The organism is Plantactinospora sp. BB1 (assembly GCF_003030385.1).
Taxonomy (GTDB): Bacteria; Actinomycetota; Actinomycetes; order Mycobacteriales; family Micromonosporaceae; genus Plantactinospora.
In genome coordinates this window covers 631,020-657,643 of sequence record NZ_CP028159.1, presented here as the reverse complement: position 1 = coordinate 657,643, position 26,624 = coordinate 631,020, and the positions used below count along the sequence as shown (strand labels likewise).

Below are 26,624 nucleotides of genomic sequence, written 5' to 3'. Positions count from 1 at the left end.
GGGGGCGGCGGCGGTTACCAGGGGCTGGTCCAGTCGGGGATGGTGGCGCGGGTGAGGGCCTCCAGATAGAAGTAGTCGCCCCAGAGGTTGCCCTCGTCGACGCCGATCCCCTTGGGCTTGTCGTAGACGCCGTGCAGGATCAGCGCGTTCGAGGCCGGACCGCCGTCGGTGGCGTAGCCGTCGGCGAGGGAGCGCAGGATCCGGCCGGCGGCCGACCGGTACCGGTGGGCGACGTCCGCGTCGGTGAGGTTGTCGGCGAGTTCGACCAGGCCGCAGGCGGCGATGGCGGCGGCCGAGCTGTCGCGATCCTGGCGGCTGCCGTCACCGAACTCCAGGTCCCAGTAGGCGACGTGGTCGGCGGGTAGCCGGGCGAGGAAGCGGTCGGCGCAGGTCCGGGCGGCGGCGAGCAGGCCCGACTCCCCGGTGTACCGGTGGTTGAGGCTGAATCCGTAGATGCCCCAGGCCTGGCCACGGGCCCAGCAGGAGTGGTCGGCGTGGCCCTGTTCGGTCTCGCCGCGCAGTGCCGCCCCGGTCTCCGGGTCCCAGTAGAAGGTGTGGAAGGTGGTGCCGTCCGGGCGCAGGATGTGCCGGCGCAACTGCGCGCTGTGCCGGCGGGCCGCGCTGGCGTAGCGGCCGTCGCCGGTGGTCTGGCTGGCCCAGAAGAGCAGCGGAGTGTTCATCAGGCTGTCGATGATGGTGCGGCCGCGCTGGCGGGGGTCGTCCAGGTCGCCCCAGGCCTGGATGATCCCGGCCGGTTCGAGGACCCGGGTCATCAGGTGGTCGGCGGCGGCCAGGGCGGCGGCCCGGGCGCGCGGGTCACCGGTACGGCGGGCCGGGATGACGCAGGAGAGGGTGTAGAGGAACCCGAGGTCGTGGGTGTCCAGGTCGATGCCCCGGGCGACCCTGGTGGCGAAACTCCGCACGTGCGACATGGCGGCCCGCTGGTAGCGGTCGTCGCCGGTGAGGTCATGGGCCAGCCAGAGCATTCCGGGCCAGAAACTGGTGGTCCAGCCGACGTTGGCGCCGGAGGGCTGGCCGGCGGTCGGCGGCCGCAGCGGGTAGCGGTTGTCGACGGTGGTGTCCGCGGGATACCGGTCGGCGAAGCTGTCGATGTTTGCGTCGAGGGTACGTATCGCGGCGGCCACCGCGGCCGCCATCGCTTCGGCGTCGGGGCCGGGACGGACGTCGGTCGCCGTCATGGATGCTCTTCCTCCTCGTGGGTCCGGGGCCGGTGCCGCCGGTGTCCCGGTCCGGGCGCCGGGGCCGTCGACGTGCGTCCGCTCAGGTGATCTGCGGCGCCGTCGTCGGCGGGTCGAGCGCGGGACGCAGGCTGAACCGGCTGTTGGCCCAGACGACGTAGAGCAGCGGTGCGGCCGCCACGCCGAGCGCGATCGCGGGCCGGGCCACGAAGAGCTGCGTCAGCAGTGCGAGGACCAGCAGCGACGCGGCGCTGAGATACCAGCGGCGCACCGCGAGGTAGCCGCAGGCGCGGGCCACGTCGCGAAGCCGTGCGGCGGGTCGCGCGGCGATCGCCACCAGCCCCAGCAGCCCGGTGGCGGCGGTGAGTACGGTGAGCACGGCCAGGATCGGCAGCGTCAGCGCCCCGGCCCGGTGACCCCACACCGCGTACGCGTCGACGCCGAGCACGACCAGGATGGCCGTGGCGACCGCGGCCCAACACGTCGCCGGCCGGGCGGTGGCCCGCCAGGCGCGACCGAACGTGCGCAGCAGGCCGGTGCCGGTGCCGTCGGAGTAGGCGGACATCAGCGCGAAGACCCCGCAGAGCGCGGGCGCGCAGGTGGGTGCCACCAGTGCGTAGAGCGGCCAGGCCCGCGCCGCCTCCGTGGTCAGGGCGAGCACGACCAGCGGCAGGCAGCCGGCCACCAGCAGCAGGTTGCTGACGAGCGCCAGCCAGACGCCGTCGAAGACGGCCGAGATGGTGTTGTGGCGCGAACGCATGCCGCTCAGCCCTTCAGTCCGGTGGTGGCGATGCCCTCGACGAAGTACCGCTGGCCGAGCAGGAAGATGACCGCGACGGGGAGTACGGAGAGCACCGAACCCGTCATGATCAGCGCGTACTCCGCGTTGTACTCGTCGATGAAGGTGCGCAGTCCAAGTTGGATGGTGCGCAACTCGGGACTGCGCAGGTAGATCAGCGGGCCGAGATAGTCGTTCCAGGTGGTGACGAAGGTGAGCAGGGTCAGGCTGGCCAGCGCCGGCCGGGACAGCGGCAGCATGATCCGCCGGTAGATGCCGAACTCCGTCAGCCCGTCGACCCGGGCCGACTCGCTCAACTCCTCCGGGATCGTCTCGTAGTACTGCTTCATCAGGAACACACCGAACGCGCCGAACGCCTGGAGCGCGACGATCGACCACAGCGTGTTCGACAGCTGGAGTTTCGACATCAGGATGAACTGCGGAATCATGTAGGACTGCCAGGGCACGGCGAAGGTGCCGAGATAGGCGAGGAAGAGCAGGTTGCGGCCGGGGAAGCGGATCCGGGCGAAGCCGTAGGCGGCGAAGCTGCCGGTGAAGACCTGTAGGAAGGTGACGACGACCGAGAGCAGCAGGGTGTTCCTCAGCCACGTCGTCACGTCCGAGCGCTGCCAGATGTCGAGGTAGTTGTGCCAGACCACCGGATCGGGAAGCCACTGGATCGGGATGGTGAACACGTCGTTGTTGGTCTTCAGCGAGGCGACCACCATCCAGTAGAACGGCAGCAGCAGGCCGCCCGCCGCGAGCGCGAGGGCGGCGTACCCGGCGATCCGCCAGCGACGTGCCGGGACGCGTCGGCGGGTGGGCCTGCCGCCGACGGGTACGGTGACGGCCGGGGCGGGCGCGGGGAGGTCGGTCACGGTCGTCAACTGTTCCTCCGCTTGTTGACCATGAACTGGATGACCGTGATGCCGAAGCAGATCGCGAACAGCACGATGGAGACCGCCGAGGCGTAGCCGAACTGGTTCTCCTCGAAGCCCTTCTGGTAGATGTACTGCGAAAGCACCAGTGTGGACTGTCCGGGGCCGCCGTCGGTCATCACGAGGATGAGGTCGAAGACCTTGAAGCTTTCGATGGTGAGCATCACGGTGACGAAGAAGGTGGTGTGGCGCAGCCCTGGGATGGTCACGTTGACGAACCGCTGCCAGGGTGTGGCGCCGTCGAGCTGGGCGGCCTCGTAGAGCTGGGTCGGGATGGTCTGAAGGCCGGCCAGGAAGAGCAGCATGTAGTAGCCCATGTAGCGCCAGGTGCCGACGATGATGACCGCCGGCATCGACCAGTCGGCCGAGGTGGTCCAGCCCGGCGGGTGACCGATCCCGACGGCGCCCAGGAAGGCGTTGACCGGGCCGTACTCGGGGCTGAAGAGCTGGTTCCAGACCACCGCGATCGCGACGATCGAGGTGATGTAGGGGAGAAAGGCGACGGTACGGAAGAACCGCACGCCACGCAGCTTGCGGTTGAGCAGCAGCGCCAGTCCGAGCGATGCCGCCATGGTGAGCGGGATGTGGAACACCGTGTAGTAGGCGGTGTTGCGCAGCGCGGTCCAGAAGCTCGCGTCGCCCCACATCCGCCGGAAGTTGGCGGTACCGGTCCACTCGGCCACCCCGAAGACGTTCCAGTTCGTGAAGGCCAGATAGAACAGCACCACGACGGGTACGAGGGTGAGCAGGGCGAAGCCGGCGAAGTTCGGCAGGATGAACGACCAGCCGGCGAGCGTGTTACGCCACACCGATCCCCTGCGTCTGGGCCGCGTCTGCGGCATCGTTGCCATTGAGACTCTCCGGGAAGCGTTCGGCTCGGAGGCGGATCCGGCGTGTGGCACGGCACGCGCCGGACCCGCCACGGGGGTCACTGCTTGATGACCTCGTTCTTGGCGCGGTTCTGCGCCTCGTTCAGCGCCGCCTCCACGCCCTTGCTGTTGGAGAGGATCACCGAGTGCGTCTCGTCGAGGACGTTCTGCACGCCGGCGGTGTGCTTCGACACCGGGTTCTCCGGCTTGATGGTGTGCGTGGCGTACGCGAACTTCGACAGGTCGTCCTGCGGAACCCCGTCCAGCCCGAACAGTGCGGCGGTGACGGCATCGGTGACCTGGGCCGGGGTGATGCCGATCCCGGCCAGTGCCTTGCCGGCGTCCTGACCGGCGACGTACCCGAGGAACGCCTTGGCGGCGGCGACCTTCGACTTGCCGATCCTCGGATTGATGCCCATCCCGGTCGGGTCGCCGAAGGTGACCGGCGTGGCGGCGGTGCCGGTGGTGGATGTGTCGAACTGTGGCGCCGGGGCGATGCCCCACTCGAACCTGTCGGCGTCGCCGCTCTTGCGCTGGTTGAGCAGGGCGGCCACGTACCAGGTACCCATCGGCATCATCGCGGCCTGCTGCTTGCCGAACTGGGCCTGGTAGGTGAGCTTGTTGGTCTTCGCGGTGCCGAACGTCGGCTGCGCGCCGACGGCCTGTAGCTCCAGCGACCGCTCGTAGTACGGCCTCAGGTAGCCGAAGTCGCCGGAGAGCAGGTCCGCGTTCGGGGTCTGGGCGAGCGCGAAGCCCTGCACGGTCGACTGGAAGATGTGCTGGTAGGCGCCGGTCGCCTTCGAGCCGGCGGCCCTCAGCCCGGTGGTCAGCTGCTTGGCGGCGGCGGTGTAGTCGTCCCAGGTCCAGCTGCCGTCCGGCGGGGCGACCTTCGCCTTGCCGAACAGTTCCTTGTTGTAGAACAGCACCCACGAGTCCTGCCGGTACGGCACGGCGTACGCCTTGCCGTCCACCTGGTACGGCGCCAGCGCCGGCACCGAGCCGAGGTCCTTGGCGGTGTCGGAGACGTCGAGCAGTTGCCCGCCGCTCTGGTACGTGTAGAAGTTCTTGAGATTCTTCAGCACGTAGACGTCGGGCGCGGTGCCCGCGGCGAGGTCGGCGGTCATCTGGGTGTCGTAGTTGGCGGCGTCGTACTCTTTGAGTTCCACCGTCACGTTGGGGTGCGTCGCCATGAATCCGTTGGCGAGGGTCTTGAACTCCGGCGTGGAGGAGAGGCTCCACCCGGCAAGGCTGATCGTCACCGGGGCGTTGGGGTCGGCTGGCTCGTCCTCGCCGCCGCAACCGGCGAGGACGAGGGTCAGCGCCGTGGCGGCGCCGATGACGGCCGGTATCGCGCGCTTCATCCCTTTCTCCTTAGGTCAGGGGCCCGAGCGGGCCCGCACTGCTAGCAGGTCGCCTGACGGCGGACCTGGCCACTGCCCCGGGTCCGGGCCGGTCGCCGGGCGGGTGTCCGCGCTGCCCCGTGTCCAGCCGGATCTCCGTGCCGGCGCCGTCCGGCCAGTCGACCAGCACGTGCAGGCCGTCGGCGTCCTCGTCCAGCGCGGCCCGACACGGCCGGTCGAAAGCGGTGGCCGCCGATTCCCCGGACAGCTCGACGAGGGTGGCGATCCATTCGCCGGGCCGGACGGGATGGTCCAGCCAGGGCACGACCAGTCCGCCGGCCAGCGGCCCACCGTCCGGGACGGTGGTGGCGCCGGCCTCCGGGACGGCGGTGGCGCCGGCCGTTCCGGCGCCACGGAGCGCCGCCAACCGGCTGGTCAGGCCGGCGCCGGTCACGGTCGCCACCCCGCCGCCGCAGTCGGCGGTCGGAGCACCGGCAACGGCCCAGCCGCCGATCCGCAGCCGCAGCGCAGCCGCCTCGACGCCGTCGGCGAGGCCGTCGACGCGGGTCAGGCGTAGCTCCCAGGGGCCGCGGACCAGCGAGTACACGGTGAGCTGCCCGGCCGGACGGAACCGGCCCGTACGCCCGCCGCCGTGGTCGCGCTGGCCCGGCTCCGGGTCGACCCAGTGGGCGAGCGCACGCGACCCGGCCACGCCGACGCCGCCACCGTTGCCATCGCCGTTGCCGCCGTTGCCGTTGCCGTCGCCACCGTTGCCGGCGTTGTCGTTGCCGGCGTCGTCGCCGTCTGGGTGGAGTCGCAGGGTCAGTAGGCGCATGCCGGCGCGGTGGGTGGCCCGGCCCGCGCCGTCGACGAGGGCGACGGACTGGTCGAGCGGATCGACCCAGCCGCTCTCGGCGAGGACCGGGCTGGTCGCGGTGGAGTAACCGAGCCGGGCGTAGAGCGGGGAGTCGCCGACCGTGGCGCCGTCCAGCGCGTGGTCGGTGCCGTGGTTGACCACCCGGACGATCCCGTCGGCGCGGGTCGCCGAGACCAGCCAGCCCGGTGCGCGGATGGTGCGTACCGTGTCGTGCTCCTCGACCGGGAGCGGCCGCTCGGGCTCCGTCCACACCGGATGGTCGGCCGGCAGCGCGATGCCGAGCAGCCCCTTGCTGGCCCAGTACGGCGAGCCGGGGCCGGAGTACGACTGGGCCAGCCTCGGCCACGGCCGGTGCCAGCCGAGGGTGAGCAGGCCCCGGTCGGCCGGGACGCCGTGGTCGACGAAGTGCCGCACGATGCCGGTGGCGGCGCGGCGCAACCTGCCGAGGCTGACCGAGGGTACCCCGGCGATCGTGCCGACCCAGAACGGCGCTGCGGCGGCGAACCGGTAGATCAGGCTGCGCCCCTGGATCAGTGGCGACCCGTCGGCGCCCACCAGGGCGACCGCGTCCCGCAGGCACCGGTCGAGGCCGGCGACATCCCGCTCGCGGCGCTCGGCGGCCAGGTCCGCCGCGCCGGCCATCCGGGCCCACAGCGTCGGATACAGGTGCAGGGCCCACCCCACGTAGTGGTCGTAGGCGCGCTCCGGCCCGTCGGACATCCAGCCGTCGGCGCGGGCGAAGCTGTCGTGGGTGGCCAGGTCCTCGGCCATCTCGTCGAGCGCGTGCGGCCCGCCCACCGAGCGCAGGAACGTCTGCACGACCAGCCGGAACCAGACCCAGTTGATCCGCGGGTAGGTGTGGTCGCCGACCGCCGGGGCCAGGTAGTCCACCACCCGCTCCCGCACCGTGCACGGCAGCCGGTCCCAGATCCACGGGCGGGTCATGTCCAGGATCAGCGCGATGGAGGCGGCTTCCACCTTCGCCTGCGGGTGCTCGTCCAGCCGTACCCAGCGCTCCGGCGAGGCCGGATCGGTGCCGGCGGCGATGCCCGTCGAGTACCGGTCGACGAGGTCGTCGACGCCTGCTCCCCGGGCACCGGCGATGCGGAAACCAGCCAGCAGGAACGTACGGGCGAAGCCCTCCAGGCCGTCGACGGCCCGGCCGTAACCGCCCTCCGGGCCGGGAAAGCTGACGAGAGCCTGATTGGCGGAGGTGAACGGCCGGGCGGCGGCGAGCATCCGGTCGGCGAGGGCCAGCCAGTCGTCGCGGCCCCAGCTCGCTGTCGTCCCGGCGGCCGGGCGCCGCCGCGCTGCCGTCTGGTCGGTGCTGTCGGGGATCATCCGGGGTCCTGTCGCATCGATCCGCCTCCGTGGCAAGTGGCGACTGGGCGTCGACCGCAGATGTGACGTACAGGCAACGGCCGGGTTTCCGAAGTAAAACGCTCACAACCGAGCAAGTCAATGACGTTATCAAACCGAGATGAACATTAACGAACACAAGAGCGCACGGAGGTTGTGCGCCTTTGCTGGGCCGGCTCAGCCGTCGCGGCTGGTGGAGCCTCTCCTCAGCAGGGACGGAGCGCGTCGACCCGTCGTCCGCGCGGACTCCGTTGGGCCCCGGGGCTGGCTGGGTGATCAGACTCGACGCCAGCCGTGGTGTCATAATCGCTCTGATACGATCAGAACCGTTCATGACCGTCCTGTCCATCCGAGGAACCATGGTCCGGAGACCGCCTCGCCGGCCGTGCGGTGGTATGACGTGTTCCCTGGAGGTAACAGATGACCCTGGACGGCAGTGGCACCAGCCCCGTGGAGAACCGGGCGCCCCTACAGGTCGCCCGCCGTCAGCAGCTGCTGGCTGCGCTGCAACGCGACGGAGCCATGCGGATCTCCGACCTCTCCGAGGCGCTCGGCGCCGCCGCCATCACCATCCGGCGCGACATCGCCCAACTCGCCGCCGAGGGGCTGGTACGGCGGGTACACGGTGGGGTCGCACTCATCACGCCGGACGAGGCCCCGGTGTCGGAGGAGGCACCGCCCGTCGGCCGGAACTCCCTCGGTGGACGTACCCTCGGCATGCTCGTGCCGTCGCTGGACTACTACTGGCCCGACGTGGCCCGGGGTGCCGAGGAGGCCGCCCGGGAGCTCGACATGCGGCTGGTGCTGCGCGGTTCCTCGTACGACACCGACGACGACAAACCCCAGCTCGAACGTCTCGTTGACCGGATGGGCGTCGACGGGCTGGTCATCGCGCCGAGGATGGACACCTCGACCGCGGAGCGGACCATCGACTGGCTGGCCCACGAGGGCGTCCCGGCCGTGCTGCTGGAGCGTACGGCCACGGTCGGCGCCCACCATGCGGTGATGGAGTCGGTGGTCACCGACCACGCGCTGGGTGCCGCCATGGCGGTGCGGCATCTCGCCTCCCTCGGCCACCGCAGGATCGGCGTGGTGCTGGACGCCGACAGCCCCACCCGCCCGCACGTACGCCGGGGATGGCTGGAGGCCGTGCACGAGTGCGGGCTGGACCCGGCGTCGACCGTCGAGGTCGTGCTGCCCGACTCGCGCTCGCCGGAGCGGGACGCCCTGCTCCACGAGGTCCTCGACCGCTGCCTGGCGACCGGCACGACCGCGCTGCTGGTGCACGCCGACGCGGAGGCGATCGCCCTCGTGCAGCACTGCGAGGAGCGACAGCTGTCGGTGCCCGGCGACCTCTCGATCGTCGCGTACGACGACGAGGTCGCCGGCCTCTTCAGCCCGCCGCTGACCGCGGTGCGGCCGCCGCGCCGCTCGATCGGCCGTGCCGCCGTACGGCTGGTCGCCGACCGCCTCGCGGATCCCGCCCGCCCCACCCACCGGGTCGTGATCAGCCCGTCCCTGCGCGTCCGGGAGTCCACCGCCGCACCGCGCGGAGGCTGACGCTGACGCCCGAGCCACCGGCCCGGCACGAAGCGGCCACCGCGTCGCGCCGCGGGCGAGAGTCGGGTGCCTGAATCGACCCGGCCGCGCGGTCGCTGGGTGATACGTCGTCGCCTGGGCGATGCGTGAAGAACCCTGATCCTTCACCGCGATGTCATCGATCCATCGTATGGATGACGCGTCGCCGTCGGTCCGCAGGAGTTGGTTGGCAAGTCGTCGTACTTGTCTTGAACAGGAGCCAACCCACGTGCGTCCCTCTCGTCGTACCTTCCTCGCTGGCGGCGTCGGCGTCGGCCTTGCCGTCGCCGGTGGCCTGCCGTCCCTGGCCCAGGCTCACCCGAGCCGGCCCCGCCCGCCGGTCGGGGCCGGTCACGTGCCCTTCCCGCCGATCGTGGACGATCCCGACGGAATCCTGGCCCTGCCCGAGGGCTTCAGCTACGCCGTGGTCACCCGGACCGGTGTCACCCGGCTCGACGGCGGCCAGGGACTCACCCCGGCCGACCACGACGGCATGGCCGTCTACGACGCCGGCCGGGGCCGCTACACCCTGATCCAGAACCACGAGATCGATCCGGGCGCCGAGTTCGGCGTACCGCACGTCAAGGGCACTGTCTACGATCCCGGCGCCGTCGACGCCGGTGGTTGCACCGTGATCAGGACCGACCGCTCGGGCCGCAACCTCGGCGAATTCGTCGCACTCTCCGGGACCGTCGCCAACTGCGCGGGCGGGCCCACCCCGTGGGATACCTGGCTGACCTGCGAGGAGACCGAGGACCGCGCCGGGGACGCCTGGGAGGAGGGCGGCCGGTCCGGCACATTCCAGAAGGACCACGGGTACGTCTTCGAGGTCCGGGCCGACGGCAGCGCGGACCCACGGCCGATCAGGTGCCTCGGCCGGTACGCCCACGAGGCCCTGGCGATCGACAAGGACCGGACCAGGATCTACCTCTCCGAGGACGCCGACGGGCCCAACGGCCTCTTCTACCGCTGGACCGCCCCGCGCGGCGTCAAGCTCGGTCCCGGTGTGCTCACCCGGCTCGCCCCGGACGCAGGCGTACTCGCCGCGATGCAGATCATCATGGACGACGGCTCGGTGCTGCCGGACGTCGCCTACCTGACCTCCGCCCAGCTCGGCCGCCCCTTCCCCGTACGCTGGATCGAGGTGCCCGAGCGCGACGCCCGGACCACGCCGGTACGCGAGCAGTTCACCGACGGCCAGGTCACCCGGGGACGCAAGTTCGAGGGCGTGTGGGGCACCGACGAGGGTGTGTACGTGGTCAACTCCTACGCCTGGGAGGACGGTGACCTCCCGGCGGACGCCGCGCCGCACGACGGCATGGTCTGGTTCTACGACTACCGGGCCCAGACGATCCAGCTGGTGACGTACTTCCCACACCAGACCGCGTCGGAGGAGGGAACGCCGGTCAGGTACGACGGCCTCACCTTCGACGGGCCGGACAACGTGACCGTCACCCCGTGGGGAAGCCTCGTGCTCGCCGAGGACGGCTCGGGCGCCTCCCACGTGCTCAGCGCGATCCCGGGCGGCCCGACGTACGCGATCGCCCGCAACCAACTCAACGACTCGGAGTTCTGCGGGCCGACCTTCACCGCCGACGGGAAGGTGCTCTTCGTCAACATGCAGGATCCCGGCCTGACCCTGGCCATCACCGGCCCGTGGGAGAGGTACCTCGGCTGACCGGAGCCGAACCGATCGGTGGGGTCAGGCCGTCAGCCTGACCCCACTCGCGTCACGCCTTCGATCCACGGTGAGACGCGGGCTCGGCCATGGACGGCGCTGGCGGGTGGCCGGCCGGCTCCGGTCACCCGGGCGAAGGGCCTGTGCGGCGGGGCGTCCTCAGCCACCGTGGCGCCGTAGGAACGCCTCCGTCCGGCGTTGCTGCTCGCGCGACGCCCGGCCCACCTTCAGGACATCACCGTCGATCACGGCCCGGACGGAGGGCACCGGCCGGCCGACCAGCCACTCCCGCAGCAGCCCGATCACGACAGGCAGCGCCGCCGGGACCAGGTCGACCAGCAGCGCGCCCATGGCGAACGCGTCCACGGGCCCCCCACCGGCCGGTACGTCACCGTGGCGCACCGAGGCGACACCGTCGGCGGCGCGCTCCAGCAACCGGTCGCCCAGCGCCATGGTTTCCTCGGCAAGCTCGACTATGTCGGACGTCTCGCCCGGCGCGACGAATATCCAGAGCTGCACCCGTGTCGCCTCCCGCCTCGAACGCCCGGATGACCCCGGGCTACATGCGACAGTCTCCCGACGAAACGCAACGGCGGAGCAGGCAGTCGCGTCGGCGGTGTGCTGGCCTGCCCGCCGACCTCACTTCCGAGACCTGCGGCGTAGCCGGAACCGAGCTGCGCCGACCGGCTGCTCGTCTACCGCCGAAACGACCGCAGCTGGTCAAGTTCGGGCCGGTCAGCGGGTCACCACCGAGCGGGAGGCCGCTCCCGTTCGCGGGGGAGGCCGGCTGGCGGGCCCGAACCTAGCGTGGGCGGCATGCGGAGAGAGGAACGGCTTGACGGTGCCGGGCCGGCACTGCCGGTGACCGGCGGAGCAGAAGGGTCGCGGTCATCCGCGGCGTCGAGGGTCGCCCACGCCCCGGGCACGACAACGGGGGGCTACTGGTCGAGTGTCGGGCGGATAGCAGCGTACGGCGCGGCGTTCGCGATGGCGCCGTACTTCGTCATGAAGATCTTCTGGACGATCGACGGGCTGCGCGGCGGCGGACTGCACGAGGGTGCATGGAGCCACCTGAATTGGGCGGCCGTCAACGGGCTGACGGTGGCGATGTCGGGGCTGGCCATACTGCTGGGCCTCGCGCTGGCGCAGCGATGGGGCGCGCGGGTGCCAGCCTGGCTGATGCTGCTCCCGGGCTGGATCGGGATGGGCCTCCTGGTGCCGATGATCCCGCTCATCCCGATTCTCGCGCTGGTGAACACGAACACCGGCGAGACCGCTACGGAGGCACCGATGACTGCCTGGGAGGTCGGTCTGCTGGCGGTGTCGTTCGCCGGGTTCGCCCTCGGTATGGCGATCGCCGCTCCGGTCTACGCCTTACGGCGGTGGCCGGAGGCGTTCTCCGGCAGGAGTCTTTCTGCGCGGCATGGCGTACGGGTGACCCTGGCCCGCTTGGCAGCGGCGCTCTGCGTCCTCCTCGGCCTGCCGCAACTGTTCTGGGGGTTCGGCGGGACGATCGGCCTGAACGGGGCGACGCTCGACAGCCGCGACGGGCAGTGGCACCTGCTCACCCTGAACAGCGGTGTGTGGGCGTTGGTCGCCGCGTGGGGCGCGTGGACGCTGACCCGCCACACCGGCCGGGCGCCCCTACTGCTGTCGTGGCTGGCTTCCGGGTTCCTGTTCGCGTGGGGGTCGTGGAAGGCGGTCTTCTCCTTTGCGGTGACGCCGGAGTTCCCGCCGCCGGAACCGCCGTGGGTACTGGCGCAGCAGAACCACTTCGGCGCCGTTGCCGGGCTGCTGATCCTGGTCGTCGTTCTTCTCACGGTGTCCGACAGGGCCGAGCGTGGCCCTGCGGTCGACGGGCCAGCACCGGGTGTCCGCTGATCTGGATTGTCGCCCGCCGACGGCAGCGAAGACGGATCACTCAGGTGGAATGATCGGTCCTTGAGATGGCCAGGAGGGGTTGGCCGCGTTGCAGCCCGGTGCCGGAGTTCAGCATTCGTCCCTTGCCAGGCGCGCGAACTCGTCAACGGAGATGCTCTTCTGTACCTCTTCGTTGGTCTCGATGGTGGTGATCAAAATCGAGAGCGGCAGACCCGGATCGCTGGTCTTGGCTGTTCCGCTCGCCCGGGTGTGGTTACGGACCACGATGAGCCCGGTGGGCGTAAGGTCGGGTCGACGTGAGCAACCTTCGCGGGACTGGGACGGGGCAGGACATGGACCAAGACACCCGCGACGAGGTGCTCGGCCGTCTGGCCGAGGCGGTCGGGGCCGTCACAGTCGCGCACCCGACGCGGGTTGCCGTCGACGGACCGCCCGGCGCAGGCAAGACCACGCTCGCCGACGAACTGGCCGTTGTTCTGGGCACACTGGGCCGCCACGTCATCCGCGCGACGATCGACGATTTCCTCTTCCCCCGGGCAGTGCGCTACCCGCGTGGCGAGTACTCGGCGGAAGGCTGCTACCTCGACACCCACGACTACGAGGCGCTGAACCAGGTTCTGCTCGATCCGCTCGGTCCGGGCGGAGATCGGCGCTTCCAATCCGCGGTCTACGACCGCACAGCGGATGCTGTGCTGTCCCCGCCGGTCACGACCGCCCCCGCCGACGCCGTACTGGTCTTCGACGGCGTCTTCCTCATGCGCCCGGAACTGATCGATCGGTGGGATCTGCGCATCTTCGTCTCGACCGCGCTAGAGAAGACCGTCGATCGTGCCGTGATCCGGGAGCGGCGGGTGTTATCGCGGGCCGAAGTCGAGCGGCGCTGGCGCGAGCGTTACATCCCCGCCCAACAGTTGTACTTCGCTACGGTTCGCCCGACCGATCACGTCGACATCATCGTGCACAACGACGAGCCTCAGCAGCCGGTCTGGGAGACCCGGACACACCGACTACAGTCAATTCGGCTTGTCCGCAAGGAAAGCCATACCGGGGCTGGCCTCGACCCAGCGTGATCGGTGCGTCGAGGTCCAGGCGTACAAGCAGAGGCGGAGGCAGATCAGGGCGACAGCCGGTCGAGGTTCTTGCGGGCGCGGTCGTAGCGCATGGTGGTGCGGGGTTCAGGCGGTTTCGGCGCCCACAGATTGCCGCCGCCAACGTTGCGTCCGGCGTCGACTGCCGAAGCCCCGGCGCGGGAGTCATCGTGTTTTTCCTCGGCGATGAAGGCGTCGAGTTCGGGGCGTGCATGCGGAACTTCGCCGGGAGGTAGGTTTCTCGCTCCGTGCTGAACGCCGCGGTGAAGAGCGCGGTGTCGAGCGATAGGGTCACGTGAGCGACGGCTTCCACCTGGGCGGCGCTGGCGACCTCCGGCTTGGGCTGATGTGCGGCGTCCAGCTTGTCGATGCCATCCGTGCCGACGAACAACCCCAGGCGCCGCGTGTGCTCTGCGGCAGTCGAGGCCTTCGGGCTTATCGGTAGAGCTACGGTCGAAGATTGCTTCCCCGAGTCGGCAGGGATGCTTCCCCGAGTCGGACTGGGTGAGAAGCTGAGCCTGTGACCTACCCACTCGCCCGCCGTGTCTACGACACCTGCCATTTGACCGGACGTTTCCGTCTCCGATCGGGACAGGTCAGCGAGGAGTACTTCGACAAGTACCTGTTCGAGGGAGAGCCGGGGGTTCTGCGTGAGGTGGCCGAGGCGATGGTGGTCCTGCTGCCCGAGTGCGACGTGTTGGCGGGGCTGGAGATGGGCGCGATCCCCCTCGCTACCGTGATGTCCCAGCTGACCGGGTTGCCAACCGTCTTCGTGCGCAAGCAGGCCAAGGAGTACGGCACCGGCAAGATTGCCGAAGGCGGCCCAGTGGATGGACGGCGCGTGGTGCTGATCGAGGACGTCGTGACCACCGGAGGGGCACTACTGGCGTCGTGCCGCCAACTCCGGGCGATCGGCGCCCAGGTCGAGACGGTTGTCTGCGCCCTCGACCGCGAGCAGGGCGGCCACGAGAACCTGGCCGCCGAAGCGCTACAGCTCCGCGCCGCCCTCACCCGCCACGAACTGGAGGCCTCCATGAAGGCGTAGCAGTTGGACGCCGCCCGATCGGCGGCAAATCCGGATGTCGGATCATGACGGTACCGGGCATCATCTTCGTGTGGATGCCCGCCGATCGATTGTCTTGGTCGATGACCTTCGTTCGTTCGTGGATGGCCGTTGTGCCGAGGTGGCCCGTACCAGCGCTGTCGGTGTTGAACTCCTCGATCGGTACCGGGACCGGCGCTTGGACGAGCTGTGGCTGGACCACGACCTGGGCGGGGACGACACGATCTGGCCGGTCGTGGAGGTTCTGTAACGGGCCGCGTTCGAAAATCGCCCCTTCGACGTTGGCGTCATCAACGTCCACTCCGCCAACCCGGCCGGCGCCGCAATGGTCGCCCGGGCTCTACGGCGCTGGGGGTATCGCGTCCAGGTTGCGTCGGGCTCCACGGACGTCGGCTATCTCGACGGGCCCGTGTGAGCTGACCGGCTCGAACGCGCCGCCCGGCGGCGGCCACACTCGGACGGCGGCAGATGTGCGCAGTCGATCAACGGGTCTCGTTCAGCTGATCGAGCCATTGGCGCACTGCCGTGAGGTCGGTACCGGTCAGTCCCAGATGCGGGTCGACGCGGTGCAGCAGCGCTGGCTGCGGGTGGTGCGCGGCCACCCATCGTCGGTCGGCGTCGGTGGTCTCGTCATCGAGCCAGACGAACGGTCGTCCTGCCGCCCACCGGGCCAAGGGTGCGGTCTTCCAGTGCACGCCGCGTGGTGGTTCCTCGTCGGCGTCGGGCCAGTCGACGATGGGAGCAGCGGGAAGGTCGAGTCGGGGCGCGACGACCTCGTTCGCCTCGGCCATCCAGGTGCTCGCCCAGACTAGGTCCCCTGGTAACGCGAGTAGGCGGTGGCCATCCTCGGGGTCGAGACGATCCAGTAGCGGATTGCCCGAACGGTCGGGAGTGTGTCCCGCACCGCTACCCAAACGGTGGTCGGCGCCGGCGGCTGGACGGGGTCGGAACGGGATGAGCACACCGTCGATGTCGACAAAGATCAACGGTCGCGGGACGCCGGCAAGCATGCCCGAACCGTACGCTGATCCATGGTCCCCTGGACGCCGACTGGGTCGAGCGACCCGTGACATCCTCCGGAGCACACGACGGCGGCATGCGAGGATGCCTGCTAATTCCGACGGCCGTCGGTCAGGTGGATGTGACGTAGCCCTGGACCGAAGGCGGCAATTCCGCCGATCCACAGCGACGGGGGCCCGAACGTCTCGATGACCTCGGGCAAGGCGCGGTCCTGCGTCACCCATCCGCCGATTTCGGTGCGCAACCGCTGGAACTCCACCTCCGACAACACCCGGTCCAGCTCTAGCCAGCCGGACCATTGAGCGATCTCGGCATAGACGGAGGCCGTGACATCGCGCAGGGCGTATGCGGGCAGGATCTGGCCGTATGCGCCCACGGAGCGATCGGTTCGCGACAATAGAGGATGCCCGCAGGGCTCAGCCGCGGAAGGCATACAGGTACACGGTGACAGCGTCCGATGCGTCGAGGTTGAACAGGACTGATCGGCATGTACCGTCGGCGGTTGGTTGCTCCTCGGCGATGCCGGAGACGGTCTTGGCGGTTTCGGGGTCCCACAGGTTGCCGCCACCGACGTTGTGTTTCGCCTCGACTGCCCGAAGCCCAGGTACGGGAGCCACAGCGAACTTCGCCGCGGCGATGAAGGCATCGAGCTCAGTCCGGGGTATACGAAACTTCGCCGAAAGCAGGGTTTCCAGGCCGTTGCTGTATGCGGCGGTGAGTAGCACGGTTCCGGGCGGTAGGGTCACGTGGGCGATGGCTTCCACCTGAGCCGCGCTGGCGACCTGCGGACTCGACTGGAACAGATCGATTTCGTTGGTGCTGGCGGTCAGCGCGACCCCACCGCACGCGATCAGCGACAGCACCAGGCTGATGCACGCAAGTACGAATGCACCGGTGCCGCGTCGATTGCGGGTCGTCGGGGCAGGGTCCTCGATCATGGCTGGCACGATACGGTGCGCACGCTCATCGGCAGATCCGCACGTCACCGGACCGCCTTCATCGTTACGTCGGGTAGTTGGTTAGCCGCACGCCTCGGCCGATTCCTTCTCTGTCGGCCACCCGTAGGCACTGCCGACGTCGATGGTTGCTTGTGCGTGCCGGCGTACCTGGCTCTGCACCCGGAACCCGTACGCCGACACCTGGACGCTCGCGGCCGGTATCGAAGGAAGATAACGCGAAGCGCTCGCTGCGGCGAAGCCCAGGCAGCCTGAGGCCAGCCTCCGGCCGAGGCCTGCCGCCGACGGATGTCGGAGGCAGGCCCGGCGCCCCTGTCGACCTCAGTTGGTGGGGGTCAGCCCGATCGAGGCGCGGAACGAGCCGTCCATCTCGAACGGCACCGACTCGTGCTCGTGCGTCACCAGCCAGCGCCCGTCGATGCGGCGCAGCCCCAGCGTCACTCGGAACCACAGGCTGAAGCTCTCGGTCGAGCCGCGAGGCACAGCGGTCAGGCAGTCGAGGCTGGTCGCGAACGCCACGTCGCCGTCCGTGGTGATCTCCAACTGGGTGACCTCGCGGCGAGGCGGCGCCTCGAAGGTGGCTATCCAGGCCTCCAGCGCGGCCGGGTTCCGGCCGTCGCCGGGCTGGCGCAGCGGCGGGGCGAGGGTGTACTCGACAAAGCTGGGCGTGTAGTACGACAGGATGGCCTTGGCGTCACCCTCTTGCAGCAGCGCGGCCTTGCCCTCGATGACTTCCCGGATCTCGTCCATGACAGGTCCTACCTTTCTCTCTCGCCCGGGATGTCGAAGCCGGGCCGGCCAGTTTCGACATCCAGACGAGAGAAAAGGAGAGAAGCCATGAAATACCTGCTCCTGATTCAGTCGAACCCGCAGTCGCTGGCCGTCTGGGAGACTCTGACCGATCAGCAGCGGACCGACTTCGGCCTCGGTCACCTGCGACTGACGGAGGAGATGCGCGAGGCCGGCGTGCTGGTGGTCAGCGAAGGGCTGGGCGACCCGGCCCTGGCCACCCAGGTCTCGGTGCGCGACGGTAGGACGATCACCTCCGATGGCCCGTACGCCGAGGTCAAGGAGCACCTGGCCGGCTTTTACCTGATCGACGTCGCGGATCTCGACGAGGCGGTCGCCTGGGCGGCAAAGGCGCCGGACGCCGCGTACACCCGGGTCGAGGTGCGCCCGATCCTCGATATGAGCACATGGGAGCTGTGACCGGGCTGCCGGACCTGTTACGCGACTGCGCGCCGCAGGTCCTGGCCGCCGTCGTGCGCCGCTACGGCGACTTCGAGGCCTGCGAGGACGCGGTGCAGGAGGCGCTGATCGCGGCCGTCCGGCAGTGGCAGCAGTCCGGCATCCCGGAGCATCCGCGGAACTGGCTGATCGCCGTGGCGAGCCGCCGGCGGGTGGAGCTGCTACGCAACGAGACGGCCCGCCGCCGCCGCGAGGAGGCGGTCCGGCTCGAGCCCGTGCCGCAGGTCCGCGGCGACGACGAGCTGGCGTTGCTGCTGCTCTGCTGCCATCCCGCACTGAGCGTGCCGGCGCAGGTCACGCTCACCCTGCGGGCGGTCGGCGGGCTCACCACCGCGGAGATCGCCCGGGCGCTGCTGTTGCCGGAGGCCACCGTAAGCCAGCGGATCAGCCGGGCCAAGCAGCGGATCCGCGACACCGGCAGCCAGTTTGAGATGCCCGCGCCGGGCGAGCTCGGCGAGCGTCTCACTGCGGTCCGCCACGTGCTCTACCTGACGTTCAACGAGGGTTACACGGCCAGCTCCGGCGACGCGTTGAACCGGGTGGAGCTGACCCGGGAGGCGATCCGGCTGACCCGGCAGCTGCATCGGCGGCTGCCGGACGACGGGGAGGTGGCCGGGCTGCTCGCGTTGATGCTGCTCACCGACGCACGCCGGCCCTCTCGTACCAGGCCGGACGGCGCCCTGGTCCCGCTCGCCGAGCAGGACCGGCGCCGCTGGGACGCGGACGCGATCGCCGAAGGCGTCGCGATCATCACCCACACGCTGGCCCGGGCCCCGATCGGCCCGTTCCAGCTGCAGGCTGCGATCGCGGCGGTGCACGACGACGCGGCGCGCGCCGAGGACACCGACTGGCCGCAGATCCTCGCCCTGTACGGGATGCTGCACGCACTCGCCCCGAGCCCGATGGTCACACTGAACCGGATCGTGGCGCGTGCCATGGTCGACGGCCCGGAAGCCGGGCTCGCCGCTCTGGACCAGATCGCCGAGGATCCGCTGATGGCTCGGCACCACCGGACCGCGGCGGTACGGGCCCACCTGCTGGAGCTGGCCGGCGACCGGGCCGGGGCGCAGGAGCATTACCGGCTGGCGGCGCGACTCACCCTGAGCCGGCCCGAGCAGCGCTATCTGGAGACGCGGGCCGCGCAGCTGGCATCGGACCGAGGCATCCGGGCCGTTGGCCGGCGTCAGGTGTCGCCGCCCTGGCCACGTTGAAATGAGTTCATTGATCACGAACGGCGGCTGCCGTATCAACCGCGCGTTGTCTGCGGCAGAAGCGGATGCCGGAACATGTGCCGGGCGATCCGGCGGGTGGTTCGTCTGGACGATACACGCGGCCGTTGACGTTCTCGGCACGTCGGCGCGACAGTGGCTGCTGCGGCTATGCCCGCTAGGTTCAGCGGTCCAGCTCCATCAGGGTGAGTTCGCCGCCGCATCGAAGGCACGGCACGTTGAACGCCGAGTCGGCGTCGCCGATCAGGCAAGGAACGCAGAACACCTCGTCGCAGGCCGTGCACTGCATGCCGACCTTGGGTGAGATCACGTTGACGTCAACGCTCGCCGGCTCCGTCCGGTGCACGGGCCGGTGGCACTCGCGGCAGTAGTCGATACCCCGCCGCCGCATTGTGATCGCCGCTTGCGGGTGGCCGAGGCGCGCGGCGTGCACGATGTGCTCGTCGGCCTCCGCAAAGCGGCCGAGCTTGCCGAGGGCCATGCCGAGTGCGTTGTGCGCCTCGAAGTACTCCGGTCGCAGATCGAGGCACGCGCGCAGCGGCTCGAGTGCCTCCTCCCACCGACCGGCGTTGGTTAGCGAGACCCCGAGGAACAGTCGGCAGCTCGACGAGCCCGGATCGGCGCCGGCTGCCTCGGCGAACCCGTCGGCTGCCTCCGACCAGCGCCTCTGATCGAACAGCGCCAGAGCGCGCTGGTACGTCGCCCGCGACTGCTCGACGTCCGAGCGAATGGCTCTGCTCTTGCGCGAGAACAAACCCACCCGCACCTCCTTCGACGACCGTCTCATCGTAGGCGTGGTGCCCGCGACGCTGGTTGATCTCCGGAAGCCCCAGAGCCGAGTTGGCTCCTCTTGGGAGAACCCGTCCTGACCGCCACGAACCGACCGGCCGAGCATCGACGGTCACCCTACGAGCGCCGCGGTAGGTGTAGGCCCTTCACCTACTGTGTCGTCTGTCACCGAGCGATTGACCGACCGATGGCGGCGCGAAGTGGCCGAACAGGAGGAGGCGGTCGGCGCCGGGACGCTGCCTCGTAATGAGGCGTATGCGGCGACCGCATGGCCGACGGAGTTCGTCGCTGGCGTCGACGCGGCCCTGGCGGCGTATGAACGAGACGTCGCCGAGCTTGGAACCACCCCAGCCGACCCGGCCGTCTGGGCCGCAGTCGAACGGGCCGTGCTCGCCCTCAACGGTGTCGACGAAAAACTCGGAGGCCACATCGACACCATTACCCGCGAGGAACTCTGCGAGTACATCGACGTCGTCATGACGGCGGCGGGCGTCGATGTGGACGCACTGGCCGCTCGCCGGGGACGCGACGGCAGCGGACTCACCGACGAGTGGCGCGACTGGTAGTACACCAGATGCTTGTTGTCCGGATCGACCGCGCGGCGAAGTTTCGTGACGCAACGGTCTGGCCAGTGAGGCTAGTGTGGTGTCGGCAACGCGATTTCTGCGGTAGATCCTGATGCCTTCACCTCGATCCACATATCCCTAGTGTTCTTGTTCGGGTTCGCTGGTTTGGCGAGGACCGCTCGTTGGATCTTCTGCCGACGAGCCGGCGTCCAGCAGATTGGCTGCTTCTTCGACGATGGCCGCGAACTCGTCAGGTGGGATCCTGGCGACGAAGACTTTGCCCAAGTCCTCTGGGAAGGGATGCCTCGCACGCCAGAACCGGAAGATGATCACCAGGTCGTCGTCCAGGTAGGCGTACGCCGACACGTTGTCGACGGACTGGCCCCACCGCATGAACCAGAACTGCTCCCGGAAGTCGGTCTCGTCCCCGTGTAGCAACCGGAGAATCTCCTCCGGCGCAAGGCCCGGGAAGGGGCAAGGCCTGATGTCGCGTTGGCGCACCCGCTGCGCATCCAACCGCATGTACCAAGAGATAGACGGGACGTAGGTGACGTCATCGTCAGTGGTCAGCCATTTGTCGGCCGCCCACAGGTTAACGACGCGGAGCGCTGGCGACTTCATCTCGCCTACTTCCACTGCGAACGTCGCTCGGTCACCGAATCGTCGTGTCATAGGGCAGCGAGGCTAGCAGCCACCCGACCGGTAGCTGACGGTGCACGTATGCCTGCTCGGTGCACGCTCATCGGCATTACCGTGTGTCGGCGCTGTTGCTCCGGGCTCCGAGCCACCTGGACCGCCGTCCAGGGCTGAGCCGGCTGTCATCGGGGTATCACCGTGGAAGAGCCCGGCGAACCCGCACGGGACGCGATCCAGGCGAACAGGGGTACCGCATGTTTCTGATCTTCGGTCTGCGCACCAAGTCGGAGCGGCTGGGGCTGGTCCCGATGGCCTGCCGGGTCTGCGGGCAGTCCGGCAGCATGCTGCTGGTGCGCGAGGTCACCCGGTTCAGCCTCTTCTTCGTGCCGCTGTTCCGGGTCCGGACGAAGCACGTGCTCTACTGCACCAACCCGCTCTGCGGCGCGCGTACCGACATCGGAGCGGGCGAGGCGCGCCGGTTGCTCGCCGGAGCGTCGCACTGACCGGATGCGCGGCGGCCAACCCCGGTCAGCCAGCGCCAGGCACGGGGGAGTCGGCCAGGGAGCGTGACGGCTCCCGTCCCGGGTGCTCGGCAGGTCGCTGCACCGCGACGGCGCGACCCTGCCGTCGCACCGATCGATGGTGGTGATGGCGTGCTGTACTGCCAGGCATGAGGCAGCGGGCAGGTCTGATCATGGGTGTGGTGGTGCTGCTCGTCGGGGTAGGCGGTCTGGCCGGTTGGCGGTGGTGGCGCAGCCTGCCGCCGTACGGGCCGGAGGTGTTGGCCGCGACCGCGACGCTGAATCTGGTCGACCAGGCCACCGCGGACGCCGCGTTCAGCCAGGGCAACACGGAGCGGGCCGGCGATGGCGACCAGATCTTTCTCGGCCGGGTGGCTTGGGAACGTCCGCCCGATCCTCAGGTTGACGCTTCGTTCCGGATCGTGGTGCTGGACAAGGGTACCCGCCGCATGCCTGGCTTCATCACCGTGACGTCGGCGCGGCCGGACGAGGTGGGCGCCGGCTCGGACGAGGCCCTGGGCCGGGCCGAGGAGCGCTATCCCTGGCTACAGGGCATCGGTATGCGCAAGGTCGACGGCGGGTTCGTGAGCGCTGGCAGCGCCGTCATGGTGTCGTCGGTCGACGCGTCACCGGTGACCTTCGTCTTCGTGCTGCACCCGCAGCGTCCGGGAACGCCACCCGAGCGGGCCGTCGCCGCCGCGCCCGCTGCGGTCAGCGACCTGCTGGTCGCCCTGATCAGCGTGGGACCGGATCAGCAGGTCTACTGGGCCCAGCGCCTGCTGAACTGAGGCTCTGTCACATGGACGGTAGGCAGAGCGGTTCGTGTTGCGACCCTGGAACGCGATCGGGGGAGGCAGCACCGGGAACGGGAGATAGTCATACCGCAGTCACTGTCAGCACCGGCACCCGCCAGACGGCATGACAGTGGAGCGCTGGGTTTCGGTCGCTACAGTCATCGAATGCTAGCTGGAGTGGTCGTCCCCGGACTCGGCTACGGTGCGCAGGCACCCCTGCTTGACCTTGCCAGGGAGGGGCTCTCCGACCGCGACGTACCAGTGGAGACGGTGACCTGGACCGTTCCGGACGGCCTGCTCGACATCGGGCCGGAACCATTCGTTCGGGCGCACGTCTCTGCGGCACTACACCGGTTGTCCAGCGCGGCACCCGCCGCGCAGCCCGTGATCATCGCGAAGTCGCTCGGTACCTATGCCGCCATGCTCGCGGCCGAGCGGCAACTCCCAGCGATCTGGCTGACGCCGCTCCTGCACATCGAGCTCATAGCCGAGGCGATCGGCCGAAACCCCGCGCCCACACTTCTTGTCGGAGGAACCGGCGACCCCAGTTGGCTACCTGACATCGCCGCGGCAACGGGCAAGAGGGTCGTCACCATCATCGGCGGCGATCACGGCTTGCGGCCACCCGGACCGCTACGGAACTACGCGCAAGCCCTCGGCGACGTCGGTACCGCGATCGAAGAATTCCTGGCCCGGCTCTCGTAGCCGGCACCGCTCCCTCAACTGCCCAGCTGCCGAGGCCAGGATAGAAAGCCTTACTGATTCGGCCGCCGCAGATCGATCGCCTCTGCCGTACCGGCGACAGATCCCGAGAACACCTACTGCGCGGGGTCGAGGAGCGGTCAACGCGTGAGATGAGCGGGCCCGCTTCGGCGGGCTGACTGTCGGGCCGCGTCTGCTGATCGCCGAACGTCCGGTCGGGCGAGCGCTCGTCGGCCCAGCCCGCCGGCCGCCACCCCGCATGTTCGGCGGCGCGCCGAGCCGCCGACGTACCTCGATTTCCGGCGCGTTGTGCGCGGCCGGCGGCAGAAGCGTGCCCGCAGTCCCGGCGGGATTGTTCGGGTCCGGCCTGCTCTTCCCGGTGGGTGCGGATCATGTGGTGAGGCGCAGTAGGTGTGGCGCGGTGGGGCCCGTGCCGCGCGCGACCAGTGCGGGTGGGCCTTCGTTGATGATCCGGCCGCCGGCGGCGCCGGCACCGGGACCGAGGTCGATGATCCAGTCGGCGCTGGCGGCAGCATGGGGGTTGTGCTCGGCGATGACCACCGTGTGCCCGCGGTCCAGCAGGAGATCGAGGGCGCCGACCAGCCGCTGGGTGTCGGCGGGGTGGAGGCCGGTGACCGGCTCGTCGAGGATGACCAGGCCCGGATCGCGTCCGCCGCCGCCACGGACGATCGCTCTGCTCAGCTTCAACCGCTGGGCCTCGCCGCCGGAGAGGGCGGTGCCGCTCTCGCCGAGCGTGAGGTAGCCGAGGCCGACGTCGACCATGGCCTGGAGAAGTGCGGCAAGCGGCGGCGGTTCGTCGAAGAGGGTGGCGGCGTCGGCCACGGTGGTGGTGAGCACCTCGTCGATGGCCAGACCACGGTAGCGGACGGCGAGAACATCGGGGCCGTAGCGGCGGCCGTCGCACTGCGGGCAGGTGAGGTAGGTGTCACCGAGGAACTGCATGTCCAGCTTGACCCGGCCGAGTCCTTGGCAGGTTTCGCACCGGCCGCCGGGGGAGTTGAAGGAGAATGCCGAGGCGCTGAGCCGGGCGCTGCGGGCCGCGTCGGTGCCGGCGAAGAGTGGTCGGATCAGGTCGAACGCCTTGGTGTATGTCGCGGGGTTGGATCGCGGGGTGCGGCCGATTGGCCGCTGATCGGCGACGGTGACCCAGCGCAGCGCGTCGAGACCCGTGATGCTGCTGACCGCGGTCGGCGGTTCTCCGGCGAGTACGGCGGCGACGGAGTCGGCGATGATCCGGTGCAGCAGGCTGCTCTTGCCGCTGCCGCTGATCCCGGTCAGGCAGGTGAGCCGGTGCAGCGGAATCCGGACCTCGCTGGCCGAGACGTTGTGCGCGACGGCGTCGTGCAGCACCAGCCATCCGTGGCCGTGGCCGTCGCCATCGCCGTCGCCATCGCTGTCGCCGTGGCCGGGTGGTCGTTGTGTGCGGCGTAGCCGGTAGTCCGGCTCCCGCAGGTACCGGCCGGTCACCGATCGCTGGTGGTGCGCGATCTCGGCCGGCGGGCCGCTGGCTATCAGTTGCCCGCCGTCGCGGCCGCCGCCGGGGCCGATGTCGACGATCCAGTCGGCGCGTGCGATCAGGTCGGGGTCGTGCTCCACGAGCAGGACCGTGTTGCCGGCGTCGCGCAGCTCGACCAGGATCCGGAAGAGGTGGTCCTTCTCCACCGGGTGCAACCCGGCCCCGGGCTCGTCGAAGACGTACGTCAGGCCGGTCAGGGCGGTGCTGATCTGCGCCGACAGCCGGGCTCGTTGCAGCTCGCCGCCGGAGAGCGTCGGCGCGCCTCGGGAGAGTTCCAGGTGTCCCAGCCCGAGCCGGATCAGCAGGTCGAGCCGATCGTGCAGCTCGGGGACCAGGACCTGACCGACGCTGCGCTGGGCCTCGTTGAGTCCCGTGTCGACCGCCCGGATCCACTCCCGGACCCCGTACACCCGGTCGTCCGTGACGTCCCGGAAGGTCCTCCCGCCGAGGGTCACCGTTCGCGCGATCTCGCCGAGGCCGGTGCCGGCGCACGTCTGGCACTCCCGCCGGTCCAGGAACGGCAGGTAGATCGGCTTGGCCTCCGGGCCGGCCGCCGCGTACGCCCGCTCGATCTCCGCGACGGCCCCGTCGAGCGCGCGCCTGGTCCGGTACGTCAGCTCGGTGCCCTTCCTCCGGTTGCTGCCGGTGTACACGACATCGATCTGCGCACCGCCGGTGCCGTAGAGCACAGCGCGCCGGAACTCCTCCGGCTGCTCCCGCCACGGCCGCTCCAGCTCGGTGCCGTGGTGCTTGGCGAGTGAGGGGAGCGCGAGTTCCTCACTCGACCGCCCCTGGCCGAACCACGGCGAACCGCCATCGAGGAGGGCACGGTCGGGTCGGGACACGATGAGGTCCGGTTCGGCCCGGACGATTTCGCGGGTGCCGATGCACCCCGGGCAGATCCCCTCCCGGCTGTACGGGTCGAACTGCGCCGGGTGCAACGGCCCGGTCCAGTCGTTGCCCGACGCCAGCGGCCCGAGTCGGGCGAAAACCAGACCGAGGTACGCCTCCAGCCCGGTCAGGGTGCCGAGCGTGGAGTTCGGGTTGCTGTTGGCGTTGCGCTGGTCGACCGCGAGCGTGGCGGTGAGTCCACGGATGCGGTCGACCTGGGGACGGTTGCGCGGGGTGAGGAACTTCCGCACGTACGGGTCGAACCCCTCCACGTACCGCAGTCGGGCCTCGGCGTGCAGCGTGTCGAGGACCAGCGAACTTTTCCCACTGCCGCTGACGCCCGTGACGGCGACGATCGCGTGGTGCGGCAGCCGCACATCGATGCCGCGCAGGTTGTGGGTCCGTACGCCGACAGCCTCGATCCAACTCTCACCGATCATCCCGCTGCTCCTCCTTCGAGGTGAGGATCAGGTCCTCCTTCGAGGTGAGGATCCAGGTCTTCCTTCGAGGTGAGGATCGGGCCGAACTCGTCGAGCCAGCGCATCTCCGCCTCCAGCAGCCTCACCTGGCGGAGGAACAACGCCGAGTCCAGCGCGCCGATCCGACCCTGCGCGAGGTGTTCGCCGCGTTCGGCATCGAGGTCGGCGATCGTCGCGGCGAGCACCTCCCGACGCCGAGCCAGGTAGCCGGCCAGCTCGGCCGGGTCGCCCACCCGGCCGAAGAGCAGCGCGACGGCGAGCGGATCGGGCCCGAACCGCAGCTCGCAGATAGCCCTCTCGCGCAGCCCGCGCAGCTCCCGCCGGCCGGCGTCGGTGATCTCGTAGACAGTGCGCACCGGGCGTCGTCCGACCTGCTCGACGGCCACCGCCCGAACCAGCCCCTCGTCGCCCAGCACCCGCAGCTCGCGGTACAGGGCGCCGATCCCGATGCCGCCCCACTGCGCCACCTCGGTGTCACGGGCGATGAGCTTGATCTGGTGTCCGTGCAACGCGCCCTGACTGTCGAGCAGACCCAACACCATGAGCCTGGATAGATTCACGATTCTAGTATCTCGAATCCATCTAGCTAGCGCCAGACCTGACCGCTC

Annotated in this window: 27 protein-coding genes and 1 pseudogene; 12 read left to right on the top strand and 16 right to left on the bottom strand. The window is 69.8% G+C overall.

All coding sequences use genetic code 11. From position 1 onward, the window contains the following. Positions 1–14: 14 nt before the first annotated feature. From C6W10_RS02815 to C6W10_RS02790, 6 genes are all read right to left on the bottom strand, one after another. Positions 15–1,199: a glycoside hydrolase family 88 protein gene (locus tag C6W10_RS02815; RefSeq protein ID WP_107256264.1), complete on the bottom strand. Its 1,185-nt coding sequence runs from the start codon at positions 1,197–1,199 to the stop codon at positions 15–17. Positions 1,200–1,281: 82 nt separating this feature from the next. After that, positions 1,282–1,959 carry a ferredoxin-NADPH reductase gene (locus tag C6W10_RS02810; RefSeq protein ID WP_107256262.1) on the bottom strand — a complete coding sequence of 226 codons (678 nt, stop codon included), beginning with the start codon at positions 1,957–1,959 and terminating at the stop codon, positions 1,282–1,284. Between the two features lie 5 nt (positions 1,960–1,964). Beyond that, positions 1,965–2,855: a carbohydrate ABC transporter permease gene (locus C6W10_RS02805; protein ID WP_107256260.1), complete on the bottom strand. Its 891-nt coding sequence runs from the start codon at positions 2,853–2,855 to the stop codon at positions 1,965–1,967. A 5-nt stretch (positions 2,856–2,860) separates the two neighbouring features. Continuing rightward, positions 2,861–3,724 (bottom strand): carbohydrate ABC transporter permease, encoded by an 864-nt coding sequence (locus tag C6W10_RS02800; protein WP_234361588.1) that lies wholly within the window; start codon positions 3,722–3,724, stop codon positions 2,861–2,863. A gap of 119 nt (positions 3,725–3,843) precedes the next feature. Next, positions 3,844–5,145, bottom strand: a complete 1,302-nt coding sequence (locus C6W10_RS02795) for an ABC transporter substrate-binding protein (RefSeq protein WP_107256257.1) — start codon at positions 5,143–5,145, stop codon at positions 3,844–3,846. A gap of 10 nt (positions 5,146–5,155) precedes the next feature. Beyond that, a complete protein-coding gene (locus C6W10_RS02790) occupies positions 5,156–7,342 on the bottom strand; it encodes a DUF2264 domain-containing protein (RefSeq protein ID WP_107256255.1) in 2,187 nt (728 codons plus the stop codon). A 438-nt stretch (positions 7,343–7,780) separates the two neighbouring features. Between C6W10_RS02790 and C6W10_RS02785 the strand changes: the two genes are divergently transcribed. Next, the gene (locus C6W10_RS02785) at positions 7,781–8,920 is read left to right on the top strand and encodes a substrate-binding domain-containing protein (protein WP_107256253.1); all 1,140 of its coding nucleotides are present in this window, start codon (positions 7,781–7,783) and stop codon (positions 8,918–8,920) included. Positions 8,921–9,167: 247 nt separating this feature from the next. Continuing rightward, a complete protein-coding gene (locus C6W10_RS02780; protein ID WP_199853843.1) occupies positions 9,168–10,616 on the top strand; it encodes an alkaline phosphatase PhoX in 1,449 nt (482 codons plus the stop codon). Between the two features lie 159 nt (positions 10,617–10,775). On the opposite strand, the gene C6W10_RS02775 is transcribed toward C6W10_RS02780, so the two are convergent. Then, entirely contained in the window at positions 10,776–11,135 is a 360-nt protein-coding gene (locus C6W10_RS02775; RefSeq protein ID WP_159104436.1) for a hypothetical protein, read from the bottom strand. A gap of 468 nt (positions 11,136–11,603) precedes the next feature. Between C6W10_RS02775 and C6W10_RS02770 the strand changes: the two genes are divergently transcribed. Next, positions 11,604–12,497, top strand: coding sequence for a hypothetical protein (locus tag C6W10_RS02770; RefSeq protein ID WP_107256247.1), 894 nt, complete (start codon positions 11,604–11,606; stop codon positions 12,495–12,497). 108 nt (positions 12,498–12,605) lie between these two features. Here the strand turns inward: C6W10_RS02770 and C6W10_RS37105 are convergent, their stop codons facing one another. Next, positions 12,606–12,761, bottom strand: a complete 156-nt coding sequence (locus C6W10_RS37105) for a hypothetical protein (RefSeq protein WP_159104435.1) — start codon at positions 12,759–12,761, stop codon at positions 12,606–12,608. Between the two features lie 68 nt (positions 12,762–12,829). Here C6W10_RS37105 and C6W10_RS02765 point away from each other — a divergent pair, with 68 nt between their 5' ends. From C6W10_RS02765 to C6W10_RS02755, 3 genes and pseudogenes are all read left to right on the top strand, one after another. Next, positions 12,830–13,567 carry a uridylate kinase gene (locus C6W10_RS02765; protein WP_234361587.1) on the top strand — a complete coding sequence of 246 codons (738 nt, stop codon included), beginning with the start codon at positions 12,830–12,832 and terminating at the stop codon, positions 13,565–13,567. Positions 13,568–14,105: 538 nt separating this feature from the next. After that, positions 14,106–14,630 (top strand): orotate phosphoribosyltransferase, encoded by a 525-nt coding sequence (gene pyrE / locus C6W10_RS02760; protein WP_107256245.1) that lies wholly within the window; start codon positions 14,106–14,108, stop codon positions 14,628–14,630. A gap of 34 nt (positions 14,631–14,664) precedes the next feature. Continuing rightward, positions 14,665–15,063 (top strand): annotated as a pseudogene (locus C6W10_RS02755) (cyclic-phosphate processing receiver domain-containing protein). A gap of 67 nt (positions 15,064–15,130) precedes the next feature. On the opposite strand, the gene C6W10_RS02750 reads toward C6W10_RS02755, so the two are convergent. The 4 genes from C6W10_RS02750 to C6W10_RS02735 form a co-directional block, all read right to left on the bottom strand. Continuing rightward, on the bottom strand, positions 15,131–15,658 hold the full coding sequence (locus C6W10_RS02750) for an HAD domain-containing protein (protein WP_107256243.1): 528 nt from the start codon (positions 15,656–15,658) through the stop codon (positions 15,131–15,133). Between the two features lie 101 nt (positions 15,659–15,759). Further along, entirely contained in the window at positions 15,760–16,044 is a 285-nt protein-coding gene (locus tag C6W10_RS02745; protein WP_107256241.1) for a hypothetical protein, read from the bottom strand. Between the two features lie 40 nt (positions 16,045–16,084). After that, on the bottom strand, positions 16,085–16,606 hold the full coding sequence (locus tag C6W10_RS02740) for a hypothetical protein (protein ID WP_107256239.1): 522 nt from the start codon (positions 16,604–16,606) through the stop codon (positions 16,085–16,087). A gap of 339 nt (positions 16,607–16,945) precedes the next feature. Then, complete coding sequence (locus tag C6W10_RS02735; RefSeq protein ID WP_107256237.1) at positions 16,946–17,374, bottom strand: nuclear transport factor 2 family protein; 429 nt, start codon at positions 17,372–17,374, stop codon at positions 16,946–16,948. An 87-nt stretch (positions 17,375–17,461) separates the two neighbouring features. Between C6W10_RS02735 and C6W10_RS02730 the strand changes: the two genes are divergently transcribed. Further along, positions 17,462–17,833: a YciI family protein gene (locus C6W10_RS02730; RefSeq protein WP_107256235.1), complete on the top strand. Its 372-nt coding sequence runs from the start codon at positions 17,462–17,464 to the stop codon at positions 17,831–17,833. Continuing rightward, entirely contained in the window at positions 17,821–19,083 is a 1,263-nt protein-coding gene (locus C6W10_RS39430; RefSeq protein ID WP_107256233.1) for an RNA polymerase sigma factor, read from the top strand. Before C6W10_RS02730 ends, C6W10_RS39430 begins: the two co-directional genes overlap by 13 nt. Before the next feature lie 181 nt (positions 19,084–19,264). Here C6W10_RS39430 and C6W10_RS02720 read toward each other — a convergent pair whose 3' ends face one another. Continuing rightward, entirely contained in the window at positions 19,265–19,861 is a 597-nt protein-coding gene (locus C6W10_RS02720) for a tetratricopeptide repeat protein (RefSeq protein ID WP_159104434.1), read from the bottom strand. Between the two features lie 229 nt (positions 19,862–20,090). On the opposite strand from C6W10_RS02720, the gene C6W10_RS02715 reads away from it, so the two are divergent. Next, positions 20,091–20,456, top strand: coding sequence for a hypothetical protein (locus tag C6W10_RS02715; protein WP_234361586.1), 366 nt, complete (start codon positions 20,091–20,093; stop codon positions 20,454–20,456). 138 nt (positions 20,457–20,594) lie between these two features. Here the strand turns inward: C6W10_RS02715 and C6W10_RS02710 are convergent, their stop codons facing one another. Next, positions 20,595–21,128, bottom strand: a complete 534-nt coding sequence (locus C6W10_RS02710) for a hypothetical protein (RefSeq protein ID WP_369937746.1) — start codon at positions 21,126–21,128, stop codon at positions 20,595–20,597. 218 nt (positions 21,129–21,346) lie between these two features. Here C6W10_RS02710 and C6W10_RS02705 point away from each other — a divergent pair, with 218 nt between their 5' ends. From C6W10_RS02705 to C6W10_RS02695, 3 genes are all read left to right on the top strand, one after another. Then, positions 21,347–21,595, top strand: a complete 249-nt coding sequence (locus tag C6W10_RS02705; RefSeq protein WP_107256227.1) for a zinc-ribbon domain-containing protein — start codon at positions 21,347–21,349, stop codon at positions 21,593–21,595. 200 nt (positions 21,596–21,795) lie between these two features. Then, on the top strand, positions 21,796–22,401 hold the full coding sequence (locus tag C6W10_RS02700) for a hypothetical protein (RefSeq protein ID WP_159104433.1): 606 nt from the start codon (positions 21,796–21,798) through the stop codon (positions 22,399–22,401). Positions 22,402–22,572: 171 nt separating this feature from the next. Then, the gene (locus C6W10_RS02695; protein WP_107256223.1) at positions 22,573–23,112 is read left to right on the top strand and encodes an alpha/beta hydrolase; all 540 of its coding nucleotides are present in this window, start codon (positions 22,573–22,575) and stop codon (positions 23,110–23,112) included. Positions 23,113–23,499: 387 nt separating this feature from the next. Here the strand turns inward: C6W10_RS02695 and C6W10_RS02690 are convergent, their stop codons facing one another. Further along, positions 23,500–25,977, bottom strand: coding sequence for an excinuclease ABC subunit A (locus C6W10_RS02690; RefSeq protein WP_107256221.1), 2,478 nt, complete (start codon positions 25,975–25,977; stop codon positions 23,500–23,502). Next, the gene (locus C6W10_RS02685) at positions 25,974–26,576 is read right to left on the bottom strand and encodes a PadR family transcriptional regulator (RefSeq protein ID WP_159104432.1); all 603 of its coding nucleotides are present in this window, start codon (positions 26,574–26,576) and stop codon (positions 25,974–25,976) included. The genes C6W10_RS02690 and C6W10_RS02685 overlap by 4 nt, the downstream gene beginning before the upstream one ends. Between the last annotated feature and the right edge of the window lie 48 nt (positions 26,577–26,624).

Bases quoted from the DNA above. Each gene is read 5' to 3' on its own strand.
- C6W10_RS02815 (WP_107256264.1), bottom strand. From the start codon at position 1,199: ATGACGGCGACCGACGTCCGTCCCGGCCCCGACGCCGAAGCGATGGCG.
- C6W10_RS02810 (WP_107256262.1), bottom strand. From the start codon at position 1,959: ATGCGTTCGCGCCACAACACCATCTCGGCCGTCTTCGACGGCGTCTGG.
- C6W10_RS02795 (WP_107256257.1), bottom strand. From the start codon at position 5,145: ATGAAGCGCGCGATACCGGCCGTCATCGGCGCCGCCACGGCGCTGACC.
- C6W10_RS02790 (WP_107256255.1), bottom strand. From the start codon at position 7,342: ATGATCCCCGACAGCACCGACCAGACGGCAGCGCGGCGGCGCCCGGCC.
- C6W10_RS02785 (WP_107256253.1), top strand. From the start codon at position 7,781: ATGACCCTGGACGGCAGTGGCACCAGCCCCGTGGAGAACCGGGCGCCC.
- C6W10_RS02770 (WP_107256247.1), top strand. From the start codon at position 11,604: ATGGCGCCGTACTTCGTCATGAAGATCTTCTGGACGATCGACGGGCTG.
- C6W10_RS02765 (WP_234361587.1), top strand. From the start codon at position 12,830: ATGGACCAAGACACCCGCGACGAGGTGCTCGGCCGTCTGGCCGAGGCG.
- C6W10_RS02750 (WP_107256243.1), bottom strand. From the start codon at position 15,658: ATGCTTGCCGGCGTCCCGCGACCGTTGATCTTTGTCGACATCGACGGT.
- C6W10_RS02740 (WP_107256239.1), bottom strand. From the start codon at position 16,606: ATGATCGAGGACCCTGCCCCGACGACCCGCAATCGACGCGGCACCGGT.
- C6W10_RS02735 (WP_107256237.1), bottom strand. From the start codon at position 17,374: ATGGACGAGATCCGGGAAGTCATCGAGGGCAAGGCCGCGCTGCTGCAA.
- C6W10_RS02730 (WP_107256235.1), top strand. From the start codon at position 17,462: ATGAAATACCTGCTCCTGATTCAGTCGAACCCGCAGTCGCTGGCCGTC.
- C6W10_RS39430 (WP_107256233.1), top strand. From the start codon at position 17,821: ATGGGAGCTGTGACCGGGCTGCCGGACCTGTTACGCGACTGCGCGCCG.
- C6W10_RS02710 (WP_369937746.1), bottom strand. From the start codon at position 21,128: ATGACACGACGATTCGGTGACCGAGCGACGTTCGCAGTGGAAGTAGGC.
- C6W10_RS02705 (WP_107256227.1), top strand. From the start codon at position 21,347: ATGTTTCTGATCTTCGGTCTGCGCACCAAGTCGGAGCGGCTGGGGCTG.
- C6W10_RS02695 (WP_107256223.1), top strand. From the start codon at position 22,573: ATGCTAGCTGGAGTGGTCGTCCCCGGACTCGGCTACGGTGCGCAGGCA.
- C6W10_RS02690 (WP_107256221.1), bottom strand. From the start codon at position 25,977: ATGATCGGTGAGAGTTGGATCGAGGCTGTCGGCGTACGGACCCACAAC.